The sequence below is a fragment of the Haloferula helveola genome, assembly GCF_037076345.1.
Taxonomy (GTDB): Bacteria; Verrucomicrobiota; Verrucomicrobiia; order Verrucomicrobiales; family Akkermansiaceae; genus Haloferula; species Haloferula helveola.
Window position 1 is genome coordinate 4,359,894 of record NZ_AP024702.1, and the last position, 13,789, is coordinate 4,373,682.

Below are 13,789 nucleotides of genomic sequence, written 5' to 3' on the forward strand. Positions count from 1 at the left end.
AGGGGCGGGTGTTACAGCGAAGTCGTCATTTTTTTCTGAAGTGGTCCTGCCCAGCTTGGCTTCACGCTTGAGACGCCCTCCCGACCGGCCTTTAGTCCGCGCGCGGAGCGGATGGATCGGAAACTGCCGACATTGAATTATCCCGAGGCGCTGCCGGTGGTCGAGCGTCGCGGGGAGATCGTGGACGCGATCCGGCGCTCGCAGGTGGTGGTGGTGGTGAGCGAGACGGGCTCCGGAAAAACCACGCAGCTCCCAAAGATGGTGGTGGAGGCGCTGCAAGCGGAGAGCGAAGAGCGTGGAGCGCAGGGTCAGACTCCCGGCTCGCCCCGTTTGGTCGGTTGCACGCAGCCGCGGCGGATCGCGGCGGCGAGTGTGGCGGAGCGGGTGGCGGAGGAACTCAAGGTGCCGCTGGGCGGGTTCGTCGGGTATCAGGTGCGCTTCGAGGATCGGACGTCGAAGGAGACCCGGATCAAATTCATGACCGACGGCATCCTGCTGGCTGAGACGCAGGGGGATCCGAATCTGAAACGCTACGACGCGCTGATCCTCGATGAGGCACACGAGCGCTCGCTGAACATCGACTTCCTGCTTGGATATCTGAAGCGGCTGCTCGAGCGGAGGAAGGACCTGAAGTTGGTGATCTCCTCGGCGACGCTCGATGCGGGGGCGTTCGCGGGGTTTTTCGGAGCGGGACGCTCCGATCACGGACTGGAGCGGGACGCTCCAGCCACGGTGCCGGTCATCGAGGCCGAAGGGCGGACCTTTCCGGTGGATGAGGTGTTCCTGCCGGGTGACGAGGACGAGGATCTCGCGAATGGCGTGGTGCGGGCGGTTGATTGGCTGACCGATACCGGCGAGTCGGGGGATGTGCTGGTATTCCTTCCCGGCGAGCGGGAAATTCGCGACTGCGCCGATGCACTGGAAGGGCGGCGGTATCGCAATACCGAGGTGCTGCCCTTGTTCGCGAGGCTCGGCCTGGGCGATCAGCAGCGGGTATTTCACCCGGGGCCGAAGCGGCGCTTGGTACTGGCGACGAATGTGGCCGAGACCTCGCTGACGATTCCACGGATCGTTTGCGTCGTGGATTCGGGGCTGGCGCGCGTGAGCCGGTGGAGTCCGGGGCGGGGGGTGCAGCGTCTGCAGATCGAGGAGGTCAGCCAGGCGAGCGCCCGGCAGCGGAAAGGGCGGTGCGGCCGGATCAGCGAGGGAATCTGCGTGCGGCTCTACGACGAGGAAAATCTCGATACGCGGCCGGAGTTCACCGATCCCGAGATCCGGCGGAGTTCGCTGGCGGGTGTGATCCTGAGGATGAAGTCGCTCGGGCTGCCGGAGATCGAGAGCTTTCCGTTTCTCGATCCGCCGGCACCGAAGGCGGTCTCCGAAGGGTATCGTACTTTGCGCGAGGTCGGAGCGCTGGACCGCGACAAGGAGCTGACCGAGTCGGGCCGGATGATGTCGCGGATGCCGGTCGATCCGCGTCTGGCGCGGATGCTGATGGAGGCCGAGCACGAAGGAGTGCTGGCCGAAGTGCTGCCGGTGGTGGCGGGACTGGAGACGCAGGACCCGCGCGAGCGGCCGAAGGAAAAGCAGAAGGAGGCGGACAAGGCGCACGGCAAGTGGCGCCACGAGGAAAGCGACTTCCTTTCCATGCTGCGGCTGTGGAATGAGGTGCAGGCATTCCGCAAGGGGCGTGGCTGGCATGGCAACCGGCTGCGGAAGTTCTGTCGCGAGAACTTCGTGAACTACCGTCGCGTGACGGAGTGGCGGAACGTGCATGACGAACTGGCGGAGCAGTTTGGTGGGGAGGTTGTCGGTCGGGGAAGGGGGAAAAGGCAAAGGGGAGCGGGACGCTCCTTGCACGGACTGGAGCGGGACGCTCCAGCTACGGTGGAGTTGCCGGACTATGCGGCGTTCCACCGGGCGTTGCTGGCCGGGGTGCCGCGGCAGTTCGGGTTGTGGGATCGCGAGGAAAAGGCGTATCGCTCGGCGAGCGGCGGGTTTTTCGCGGTGTTTCCCGGCTCGGGACTTTTCGGCGGCAAACGATGGGAGTGGTCGATGGCGATGGAGTTGGTCGAGACGACCCGGCTGTGGGCGCGACGCCTCGCGCGGATCGATCCCGCATGGGTCGAGCAAGTGGCGCCGCATCTCTGCCGCAGCCGCTACTCCGACGGCCACTGGGAGGAGGGCCAGGGAGCGGTGTACGCCAAGGAAACGGTCATCTGCGGCGGTCTGCCGATCGTGAGCGGTCGCCGGGTGCACTTCGGGCGGATCGACCCGTCGGCGGCGCGGAAGATCTTCATCCGCGAGGGGCTGATGCAGGGCGGTGTGAAGGGAAAGTCGCGGATCGTCGACAGGCTGCGGGAACTGCGTGAGGAGATCGAGGGGATCGAGCACAAGCTGCGCCGTCGCAACGGGCTCTGGAGCGAGGAGGCGGTGCTGGATTTCTACGAAAGCCGCCTGCCGCAGGGGATGAGCACCGCGAAGGCCTTCCATCGCTGGCGCAAGGATCACGAGGAGACCAACCTGCCCGGTCGCGAGGATGTGGTGCTGGAGGATCTGGACGGACTGGATCTCACGGGCTTTCCCGACTGGGTCGGGCACGATGGGCAGGAATACGCGGTTTACTACCAATGCGACCCCGGGGCCCGCGACGACGGCGTGACGCTTGGCGTGCACATTGACCAACTGCCGCATGTGCCGGACTGGCTGCCGGGGTGGGGGGTTCCGGGAGAGCTTGAGCGTCGTGCCGAGTGGATGATCCGCTCGTTGCCGAAGGACCTGCGCCGTTCGTGCCAGCCGGTGGCGGAGAATGCGGCGCGCTTCTCCGACGAGTGGCGGGATCGGGAGAAGGATGCCCCGTGTGAACTACGGCTCGCGCAGTATTTGAGTCGCGTGACCGGGTTCGAGATCGAAGCGGGCGACTTCGATGTGTCACGCTTGCCCGACGAATTGGTGACCAAGGTCTGGATCTGCGACGACGATGGCAAGGAACTGGGTTTCAGTTCGGATCTTCCGGGGTTGAAGCGGACACTCGGTCGACTGGTGACCGAACGGTTCGAGGAGTCGGCGAACGAGGAGTGGGAAAGCAGCGGGCTGAAGACGTGGCCTGAGTTCGAGATTCCATCGGAGGTGGAACTTGGCTCGGGGACGGCCTATCCCGCGTTGGTCGACGAGGGGGATTGCGTCGGGACGCGGGCTTTTTCGAAGCCGGCCGAAGCGGCGGAGTCGCATCGGGCGGGTGTCGCGCGGCTGCTGATGCTCCGCCAACCGGAGCAGGTCGCCTACGTGCGCAAGAAGATGCCGCTGGGCCTGATGGCGAAGGTCGAGTTGCCGCGCATGAACTGCGACCCGTCGGATCTGATCGCCCTAGCGGCGGAAGGTGCGCTCGGGACGGGACGCATCGCGACCGCGGAGGAATTCGAGCGCCGGGCCGAGATCGCGCGCGGTGAGTGGTGGGGCGCGGCGTTGAAGATCGGGCAGGCGATGGATGCGACGGTCGAGGCCCTGCAGCCGGTGCGCGAGAAGCTCCACGGCATGCGCGAGGACCGTCACCTCGGAGAGATCGCCGACGACCTCGATGAGGAACTGGCGTGGCTTTTCCGCAGCCGTTTCGCGTGGCACGCGGGATTCGCCCGTCTGACCGACTACGCCCGCTTCCCGAAGGCGATACTGTCGCGGATCGGAAGACTCAAGAGCCTGCCGATCGCCAAGGATCTCGAGAAGATGGACCGCGTGCGCGACTACTGGCAGCCGTGGTTCGTCGCGTGGACCGCCAAGCCGGATGATCCGGCATTGTGGGCCTACGGCTGGTTGCTCGAGGAGTTCCGGATTTCGCTGTTCGCCCCGGATGTGCCGGTGGCGATGAAGGTCAGCGAGAAGGCCCTGAAGAAAGGCTGGTGAGCCTTCAGCGGCCGGGCAGCAGGTCGCGCACCTGCACGCGCTCCCACCAAGTCGAGAACTTGTCGATGAACACCTGGTGGTCCGGGTGGCTTTGATAGGCGTCCTGATCGTCGACGTTGGCGAAGCTTACCGAGGTCGCGTAGTCCCACGACTGGTCGACCACCGGCCGCTCCATCACAGGCGCCGGAGTGGCCCAGATGCCGCCGGTCATGAGCGGGATCTTGAGGAGTTCGTCGAGCCCCGCCTCGAAGGCGGCGAGGTCGGCCTCGTTCTTGTGCTCCTCCTTCAGCCAGAAATAGACGTGGTGTTCCATGCCCCGGGGGCATAGCGGGCGGAGCCGGAGCGCGCAAGAGCTGGGCTCGACGCTCCCGAGCCGTTGCGGCGCCGCAGTCTTTTACGGCAGAAGCTCGATCTCGAAGAAGTAGTTGTCGGGCGAGCCGGGAATCGTGATTTCACGAATTGTCTCGGTCCCCGCATCGGCGGATACGATTCCTCCGAAAGGCAGCCATTCCGTCAGGCCGGAGCTGCCGTGGATCTGAAAGCTCGTGCCTGGCGCGGATGGCCATGACAACCGGAAATCGCCCGCCTGCAGCGGTGTGATCGTTGCGCGGAAGGCCTCCGTCGGATCCAGGGGATCGAGCCCGAGCCGGACCTCCGCGCCATCGCCGGTGGAATCGCCGTCGGTGTCGGACTTGTCTGCCGAGGTTTCGCCGTTGTCGACCAGGCCGTTGTCGTTGATGTCCTCGTCGTTGTCGGGGATGCCGTCCATATCCACATCCACCGTCGGGAGTTGAGGAGTGTGGAAGGGGTCGTCGGAGTAGGGCCGGGACGACTCGTTGAAGGTCGGCCAGAGAGTTCCCAATGGACCCCAGCCACCGTCGAAGCTGCGCGCCATCCCGCGGGCCATGGTCATGACCCGCTCGGGATTCGTGCCGGAGACATCAACCGACTCGGTCGGGTCGGCGTCGAGGTCGTAGAGTTCGAAGGAATCAGGGGCGAAGCGATAGATCAGCTTCCAGTTCTCCTCGCGGTAGATCGCGAAGTAGTCCTCGTTATGATCATTCGGCCAATACATCAACATTTCCTGCGGACGGTGGGTGCCGGGCGTGCCTTGCAAGTAGGGCGAGAGATCATGTCCATCGAGGGCGTGCGGCGGAGTCACACCGGTCACTCCGAGGACCGTCGGGAAGATGTCCCATACCGTCACGATGTCGTCCTGTCGGCTCCCGGCAGCGATGGGAAGAGCCGTTTGAAAGGCATTTCCGGGGTCCGGCTTGGCCCACGAGACAAGCATCGGCACGCGAATGCCGCCTTCCCATTCGGTGGCCTTTTTGCCCCGCAGCGGAAAATCGCTGAAGGAACCGGATGCGAAGCCATCGGGGGTCGCCGCAGGTGAATCGCTACCATTGTCGCCGAGGAAGATCACGAGCGTGTTCTCCGCCACGCCCAGTTGGTCGAGCTTGGTGAGAATGCCGCCGAGCGACTGGTCCATACCCTCGATCATGGTGGCGAAGGCCCGGTGGTTGCTGTTCACCCCGGTCGAGTAATCCCCAGTGGCATTCGGATCGGTGGTGAATGGCGAGTGGACCGCGTAGTGCGACATGTAGCCGAAGAACGGGACGCCATCATTCACCGCGTCTTCGATGGCGCTATTGATGGCCTGAGTGAGGGCATCGGTCAGGAAGGTCCCGGTGTTCTCCCACGGGTCCATGTTCGGTAGGTCTCCCCCGTAGTTTCCGGTGTAGGACGGGGGCTGCCCTCGGTAGCTGCCGCCGAGGTTGACGTCGAATCCGACCGCAAGGGGATCCGAGGCATAGCTCCCGTTCGAGCCGAAGTGGCCCTTGCCGCAGTGGATGGACCGATAGCCGGCATCACTGAGTACCTTGGGCATGGAGGTGGAGGCGTCGGCGGCCGCCATTCCGGTGCTCCTCCAGTTGTTGGGAGTGCTATGGGTGGTGGTGAACGGTGCCACCGCGTTGGGGGCGATGACGCCTGCCGGATTGACCTGCATGCACACTCCGTGGCGGAGCGTGTTGAATCCGGTCATCAGGCTGACACGCGTGGAGCTGCAAGCGGGAGTGGCGTAGGCCTGGGTGAACGTCATCCCCGTTGAAGCCAGGGCTTCCATGTTCGGAGTGACGTAGAAGTTGTTGAAGTTGTAGGACACGGGATTCCCGGAGCCGTCATGGATGAAGGGAACGGAAGTGTCGGTGATCCCCATGTCATCGACGAGGAAAACCAGGACGTTGGGACGGTCTGCCACCACCTGAAGATTCACCGTGACCTGGGACTGCACGCTTTCGGTGCCCAGCGTGGCGGTAAGGGTGTAGGTGGTGGCTTCGTTAACCGTGACGACGGTCGAACCGCCTCCTTCCGTGGTGAGAGCCGCCGCATCGATGCCTCCGGGGTCGAGAGTGAGGGTGTCGAAGTTGGATGCCTCCCAGGAGAGTTCGACCGTTCCTCCCGCCTCAACTGACGAGGAATCGGCGGTGAAGGAACTGATGACGGGCACGTCCGGAGCGGTTGCCGAGGTGAGCGTGATGCGGTCGATGTCGAACGAAGAGCCGGTCGTGCCGGTGTCCTGGACATAGGCCGCAACGTGCATGCTGCCATCCGTGCCGAGAACGGCAGCGAAGTCAGTGCCCAGATCCGCCCATGTGCCCGAGATGTTCACCTGATTGGGGGCACCAAGTCCGCTGGTCGTGAAGGTGAAGCCCGTAGAATCCAACGTCATCGTGGCCGTGAATCCATCGGCATCACCCGAGAAATCACCGCCAAGACCGAAGAGCGGGGCATCAGAATTGGCGTTGATGCCCGACGAGCGGTCTTGATACCGGAACAGGGCATTGTCGCTCTGCGCATCGACCGTCACCAGTAGCCTGCTTTCCTCGGCATCTCCCGCGAAGAGCCAGCTGTCGTTGGTCTGCAAGCTGAAGAATACCCGCTCAATGCCACCGGCCGAACCAAAGTCCAGGCCGTCCACCTCCCACGTGGTGGTGTAGGTCAGACTCGAATTCGAAATGTCGAACGCGTTGGCGCTGCGAATGCCCGTCGTATTGCTGCCATTGCCGTCGATGATTTGGGCCGACGACCCGCTCTCGCTGACCGAGCCAATGGTGTTTACCCCATTATCCTGAATGACAAAGCCGCCGCCCGTATCATCATTGGTGGCGAGGTTGCCATTGTTGAAGTCGTCGTCGAGCAGTGTGCCGGTCGCTGCGGATGCGGATCCGGCAATCAGCATCAAGGCAAGTCCAAGGGCAAGTTTCTCCGGATGGGTCATGCTTGAGGGTCAAAGGAGTTCGGAGGTGCACCTTGTGCCGCGGCCGGTCGGAACGTTCCGATCTTCGAGGCTCCTATTGGGGCGGTTCGGGAGCACGGTGTTTCGGGCTTAATCCTCGATCACCGCGAAGAAGCGTCTTGTGCCGATGGGGATGACATTCATGAGCGTGTTGGTGCCCGTCCCCGAGGGAGCAATGCTGTCGTAGGTGGTGACACCGTCGTTGTACGTCGCCCAGGTGCTGATCGCGGCCGCGAGGTCGGTGGAACTCACCAGGCGGTAGACCTTCCCTTCCTGGCTATTCCACTCGAAGTCATAGTTTGCGCCGTTCGGGGAGATCTTCAGCACGATGGGGAGAGACGATGTGATCGAATCCGCCATGCTGATGCGGTCGATGTCGAGCACCTGACCGGTGGTTCGGATATTCTGGTTGTAAATGGCAACATGCATCGGGCCATCGGTCCCAAGAACGGTGGCGAAATCGGCAGAAGTTCCGGGGTCATCATCATCCAGCAGATTCGCCCAAGTGTCGGAGATGTTGACCTGGGTGGTGGCATCGAGTCCGGTTGTGGTGAAGCTGAATCCACTTGAGTCGAGGGTCATCGTCGCCGTGAAGCCATCGGTGTCAGTCGCGAATGCCCCGACGCTGAAGTCAGCCGTGGTGAAGTTGTTGTTGGTTCCCCCGGACCGGTTCTGGTAGCGGAGATAGGCTCGATCGGCCTCCGCGTCCAGATCGACGATGATCCTGCTTTCCTCATTATCTCCCGCAAAGGGAAAGCTGTCGTTGGTTTGCAATGCGAACAGCAGCCTCCTCACAGTGCCGGTGGTGTCTTCCAAGTCCCAGCCCGACACCTCCCATGTGACGGTGTAAGTCAGCCCGGAGTCGGATAGATCGAAGGTATTGATGCTTCGAATGCCCGTGGTATTGGAGCCGTTACCCTCTGTGATTCGGGCGATCGTGCCGGTTTCAGCAACCGAGCCATCTGTGTTGACCCCGTTGGTTTGCATGACGAAGCCGCCGCCGATGCCGGAATTGGTGGCGAGGTCATTGTTATCGAAGTCGTCATCCAGAAGCGTGTTTGCGGATGCGAGGTAGCTGCTGAAGAGGATCGTGCCCGCCGTTAGCAAGGCAGCGTGCGTGGAGCTTGTCATGGGTCTTTGTTTTGCTGGGAAGTGTGTATCCCGTAGTCTCAGATCTTCAGTCAGACCGCCGGCGGCGCAGTAGCATCAGGGCGCCGATTGCACCAAGGAGAGCGGCGTTTGGCTCGGGAACCGAAGTCAGCGTGATGCGGTCGATGCCGAGGGTGCTGCCGGTGGTGCCCGTGTCCTGGACATAAGTCGCGACGTGCATGTCGCCATCGGTGCCGAGAACTGTGGAGAAATCAGTGCCGATATTCGCCCATGTGTCGAAGATGCTCACCTGGTTGGCGGCATCGAGCCCGATCGTCGTGAATGTGAAGCCGGTGGCATCCAAGGTCATGGTGGCCGTGAATCCGTCGGCATCGCCCGTGAAGTCGCTGCCGAGACTGAATGTTGCCGCATCGAAATTGGCATTCGCGCCCGATGAGCGGTTCTGATACCGGAGAAGGGCATTGTCATTCTGCGCGTCGAGAACGAGCAAGAGCCTGCTTTCCTCGGCGCCTCCGGCAAAAAGGAAGTCGTTGTTGGTCTGCAAGGTGAAGAACATCCTCTCAATGCTGCCGGCTGTTCCAAAGTTCACGCTGTCGATCTCCCACGTGGTCGTGTAGGTCAGACTTGGATTGGAAAGGTCGAAGGTGTTGCTGCTGATCATGCCGAACGTGTTGCTGCCATCACCCTCGGTAATCTGGGCCAGAGAACCGCTTTCGGTGACCGAGCCCGGATTGGCGATCCCGTTTCCCAGCGCAGCAAAGCCGCCGCCCGTATCGGGGTTGGTGGCGAGGTTGCCATTGCCGAATGTATCATCGAGCAGGGTCGTGACGGCGGAAGCGGGATGGACGGCCGCGAGGACGAGTCCAGCGGTGATGAGTGCGGGAGAGAGAGCGGTTTTCATGGATGGGTCGATCGGATACCAGTCTTTACCTAGGGATGCTCGCGATCGCGGGGCGTTAACGAGATTTCTCGGATTACCCGGAAGCACCTCGCCAGGATTGGTCTGTTAACGATCCCGTTGGCCGGGTCATCCTCAGCAGATGGGACGCAGGTCCGCCACCGCTCTCGAATTCAACAGCCTGTTGATCAATCATCAGGAGGTGATCCGCGCGTACATCATCACCCAGATTCCGGGCAGCCCCGATGTGCGCGACATCCTCCAGGAGGTGAACATCGTGCTGTGGGAAAAGCAGAAGGCTTTCCGGCGAGGGTCCAATTTCGGGGCATGGGCCTGCACGGTGGCACGTTACAAGGTGCTTGAGCATCTACGGAAGGAGTCGAGGCTCCGGGGTCTGCTGGTTTTCAATGACGAGCTCTCCGAGGATCTGGCAACCGAGATGGCCGATCGAATGCCCTCGGATATTGAGGAGAAACGGCAGGCTCTGGACTACTGTCTGAGCTCGCTCTCCGCCCCGCATCGACGGCTGCTGGAGGCCCGGTACCATCGCAACGGAAACCAGATGGGAGAGATCGCGGAAGAGACCGGGCGAACCCGGGAGTCCCTCCGCGTCACCCTCAGCCGCATTCGGGGTGTTCTCCGGGAATGCGTCCGGGGGCGGCTGGGCCATGAAGGAGGTGCCGGATGAACGGAGACCAGTTTCAAGACTATCTCTGGCGGTTGCTCGATGGCGAACTCTCTCTCGAAGAGTTTGTTGATTTGGAGAATTACCTCAGCTCGAACGCGGATGCTCGGGCGGTATTGATCGAGCACATCGAGCTTCACAATATTCTCGATCTGCGCCTGTCCGCGCCGCCCCTCACGGCAGGTTCGTGGGAGGGGGTGATCGCGGTGGATAAGGTTCTCGCCCGCCAGCGGAGTCGGGCGATGAAGTATTCGGCCATAGGGGCAGCGGCCGTCCTCGCGTTGATGGGGGTCATCCTCGCTCTGTTTCTGGCGCCCGCCCGGCAGCCCACCGTGACCTTTCGCGCCAGCGAAGGATCCATTTGGAGCGTCGCCCACCGCGATGGGGAGGAGCCGAAGGCTGCCTCGGTGCTGGCCGTGGGATCGCGGCTCGAGCTCCGGCAGGGTTCCGTGGAGTTCACGATGCCGAGTGGGGTGACGGCACGCGCCAAGGCACCGGCCGACCTCACCGTGCTGGCGGACAACAAGATCCTTCAGAACCTCGGAGTCATCCACTACCGGGTTCCAAAGGAGGCCATCGGATTTCAGGTCGAATCCCCCCAGCTCCGGATCAAGGACCTGGGTACCGAATTCGGCGTGATTTCCCGAGCCGGCAAGTCAGACGAAGTGCATCTTCTCAAGGGTTCGATTGAGGTCCGTTCGAAAGTGGGCAAGCGGGAAGAATCCGTCATTGCGAAACCCCAGGCCTTCGTCGCCGGTCCCACAGGCACCCTCGAGAAGACGGCCCTTCGACCCGACGAGTTCATGAGTGAATTGGCGGAGAGCATCCCGTACATCCATTTTCCGTTCGACTCAATCGACGGCACGGAAGTACCGGTGACCGGGAATTTCGAGGATCTTGCGGATGTTTCAGCCCGTCTGGTGCATTTCTTGCCCAACGGCGGAGAAAGCGGGCTGACGGATGGCAGGTTTGGTCGGGCTCTCCAGCTTTCCGGGAACGGCGAATTCGTGCAGACGAATTGGCCGGGAATCGGCGGGCGGAGCCCGCGAACCGTCGCCTTCTGGCTCCGTTTGCCGACGGATGCGAAGGCCAATCAGTTCCAAGGTATCGTGCTCTGGGGCGACACGCACGACTCGGGTGGGAAGTTCGTGGTGAACTGGAACTTCTTTCCCCAGTCCGGCAATCTGGGTGCCCTTCGCTTCAACTCTGCCGGCGGCAACGTGGTGGGTGAGACGGATCTACGGGACGGCGAGTGGCATCATGTGGCAGTGGTTCTCGGGGGCTCCACCGATCCGGACAACGGCATGGGAGTCACCCTTTATGTGGACGGCGTTGTGGAAACCGCGAGCGGTACTCGAGCTGGCGATCCCGATACGGTTCTCGGTACGGACGAGGACTCGTGGCTCAGCATCGGTCGCTTCTTCGATGTGGATGACCCCCACCGTGGGACACTCAGAGGGGACATCGATGAACTCTACATCTTTTCGGCCGCTCTTGCCCCAGAAGGGATTCGTGAGGTGATGAGAAGTGGGTGGTGAGCCCGTCCCGCACTCATTCGAACGCATCTCTTTGATTTCGATCATGTCGGTTGACGCAGCCCCTGAACCAGGGATTGTCTTGTAAAACCGACCGGCTCCGGGCGTATCTAGCCGCATCATGCGAAAAACCCTGCTCCTGAGCCTGTTCGTGCCGGCCGTTTTCGCCGCCGAGCGACCGAACATCGTCTTTATTTTCTCCGACGACCACGCGCAGAATGCGATCTCGGCCTACGGCGGACCCCTGAAAGAGGCGGCGCCGACCCCGAATCTGGACCGGATCGCCGACGAGGGCGCGATCTTCACCCGGTCGTTCTGCTGCAACTCGATCTGCGGGCCGTCGCGCGCCGCCATCCTCACCGGCAAGCACAGCCACATCAACGGCTACCTCGACAACAACAACTCGAAGTTCGACGGCAACCAGACGACCTTCCCGAAGCTCTTGCAGAAGGTCGGCTACCAGACGGCGATGGTCGGCAAGTGGCACCTCGTTTCGGATCCGCAAGGCTTCGACTACTGGGAGATCCTCCCGGGGCAGGGGAGCTACTACAATCCGGACTTCTACACGGCCGCAGGCAAGACGAAGTACTCCGGCTACTGCACCGACATCATCACCGACCGTGCGATCAAGTGGCTCGATGAGGATCGCGCGAAGGACAAGCCGTTCGTCCTGATGTGCCAGCACAAGGCCCCACACCGCAACTGGGCCCCGGCGCCCCGGCACCTGACGCTGTTTGACGACATGGAAATGCCGGAGCCGGACACGCTCTTCGACGACTACGCCAACCGCGACGAGTCGCTCAAGAAGCAGGCGATGAGCATCGAGAAGGATTTCTCGTGGGGGCACGACATGAAGCTGAAAGGCGAGAACCAGTTTCCCGATCACTTCACCAGCCAGATGAAGAACGGCGAGTATTTCCGGATGAACGACGAGCAGAAGGCGAAGTGGGACGCCGCCTACGAGCCGAAGAACCAGCAAATGCTCGCCGACCTGAAGTCGGGCAAGCTCAAGGGCAAGGACATCACCCGCTGGAAGTATCAGCGCTACATCAAGGACTACCTGCGCTGCATCCGTGCGGTGGACGAGAATGTCGGGCGCCTGCTCGACCACCTCGACAAGACCGGCCTGTCGAAGAATACGATCGTGATCTATTCGTCGGACCAGGGATTCTACCTCGGCGAGCACGGCTGGTACGACAAGCGCTGGATGTTCGAGGAAAGTCTCGAGATGCCCTTCCTCATCCGCTGGCCGGGCGTCATCAAGCCGGGCTCGAAGAGCGACGCGCTGATCCAGAACATCGACTACGCGCCGACCTTCCTCGAGATCGGTGGCGCGGAGATCCCCGAAACGGTTCAGGGCAGGAGCATGCTTCCGATCCTGAAGGCTTCGGGCGAGACGCCTGAAGATTGGCGCGAGGGGATCTACTACTTTTACAGCGGCGAGCGCACCCATGCGGTTGCGGCGCACGACGGTGTGCGGAACGGTCGCTACAAGCTGATGCATTTCCCGGCCACGGATTCGTGGAACCTCTTCGATCTCGAGAAGGATCCGAAGGAGATGAAGTCGTTCCACGACGACCCGGAATACGCGGCCGTGCTTTCCGAGATGAAGCTGCTCTACGACAAGCTTCGTGATCAGTATCAGGCGAGCGACGCGACCCTTCCGGGCAACCGGTTTGGCGAGAAGTGGTGGAAGGATCGCCATCAGGCGAAGATGAAGGAGTCTCGCAAAGGCGACTACGACCTCGTCTTCGTCGGTGACTCGATCACGCAAGGCTGGGAAGGTGCCGGCAAGGAGGTCTGGGAGGAATTTTATGGCGACCGGAAGGCGCTCAACCTCGGCTTCTCCGGCGACCGCACCGAACACGTGATGTGGCGTCTGCTGGCGGGTGAGATCGACAAGGTCGACCCGAAGGTCTACGTGCTGATGATCGGCACCAACAACACCGGTCACCGCCAGGACGACCCGGACAAGACCGCGGCTGGTGTCGAACTGATCGTCGAGATGCTGCGCGACCGGGATCCCGACGCGAAGGTCCTGTTGCTGGCGGTTTTCCCCCGCGACGAGAAGCCGGATGGGAAGCTGCGGAAGATCAACGACGGCGTGAACTCGCGGATCAAGGAGCTGGCGGACGGCAAGCAGGTCCACTGGCTCGACATTTCCGACAAGTTCCTGACCGAAGAGGGCGTCCTGACGAAGGAGGTCATGCCCGACTTCCTCCATCCGAAGGGACCGGGCTACCGCATCTGGGCCGAGGCGATGGAGCCGAAGCTGAAGGAGCTGCTCGGAGAGTAAGTTTCGGAAGGCTGTCTGACGTTTGGTGACCGCCTCATCGGTGCCCCGAAGGGCACCGGGGCGT

Annotated in this window: 8 protein-coding genes; 4 read left to right on the forward strand and 4 right to left on the reverse strand. The window is 62.3% G+C overall.

Going from position 1 to position 13,789, the window contains the following annotated elements; translation table 11 throughout:
* Positions 1-111: 111 nt before the first annotated feature.
* A complete protein-coding gene (gene hrpA, locus HAHE_RS16390) occupies positions 112-3,900 on the forward strand; it encodes an ATP-dependent RNA helicase HrpA (protein ID WP_338685923.1) in 3,789 nt (1,262 codons plus the stop codon).
* 4 nt (positions 3,901-3,904) lie between these two features.
* On the opposite strand, the gene HAHE_RS16395 is transcribed toward hrpA, so the two are convergent.
* From HAHE_RS16395 to HAHE_RS16410, 4 genes are all read right to left on the reverse strand, one after another.
* Positions 3,905-4,213 (reverse strand): Dabb family protein, encoded by a 309-nt coding sequence (locus tag HAHE_RS16395; protein ID WP_338685925.1) that lies wholly within the window; start codon positions 4,211-4,213, stop codon positions 3,905-3,907.
* Positions 4,214-4,294: 81 nt separating this feature from the next.
* A complete protein-coding gene (locus tag HAHE_RS16400; RefSeq protein ID WP_338685926.1) occupies positions 4,295-7,183 on the reverse strand; it encodes a sulfatase-like hydrolase/transferase in 2,889 nt (962 codons plus the stop codon).
* A 108-nt stretch (positions 7,184-7,291) separates the two neighbouring features.
* Positions 7,292-8,332 carry a hypothetical protein gene (locus tag HAHE_RS16405; RefSeq protein WP_338685927.1) on the reverse strand — a complete coding sequence of 347 codons (1,041 nt, stop codon included), beginning with the start codon at positions 8,330-8,332 and terminating at the stop codon, positions 7,292-7,294.
* 46 nt (positions 8,333-8,378) lie between these two features.
* Entirely contained in the window at positions 8,379-9,212 is an 834-nt protein-coding gene (locus HAHE_RS16410; RefSeq protein WP_338685928.1) for a hypothetical protein, read from the reverse strand.
* 139 nt (positions 9,213-9,351) lie between these two features.
* Here HAHE_RS16410 and HAHE_RS16415 point away from each other — a divergent pair, with 139 nt between their 5' ends.
* The 3 genes from HAHE_RS16415 to HAHE_RS16425 all read left to right on the forward strand — a co-directional run bounded on the left by HAHE_RS16415 (position 9,352) and on the right by HAHE_RS16425 (position 13,725).
* Positions 9,352-9,897, forward strand: coding sequence for a sigma-70 family RNA polymerase sigma factor (locus HAHE_RS16415; RefSeq protein ID WP_338685930.1), 546 nt, complete (start codon positions 9,352-9,354; stop codon positions 9,895-9,897).
* Positions 9,894-11,432, forward strand: coding sequence for a LamG domain-containing protein (locus tag HAHE_RS16420; RefSeq protein ID WP_338685932.1), 1,539 nt, complete (start codon positions 9,894-9,896; stop codon positions 11,430-11,432). The genes HAHE_RS16415 and HAHE_RS16420 overlap by 4 nt, the downstream gene beginning before the upstream one ends.
* Before the next feature lie 118 nt (positions 11,433-11,550).
* A complete protein-coding gene (locus tag HAHE_RS16425) occupies positions 11,551-13,725 on the forward strand; it encodes a sulfatase-like hydrolase/transferase (RefSeq protein ID WP_338685934.1) in 2,175 nt (724 codons plus the stop codon).
* Positions 13,726-13,789 lie beyond the last annotated feature (64 nt).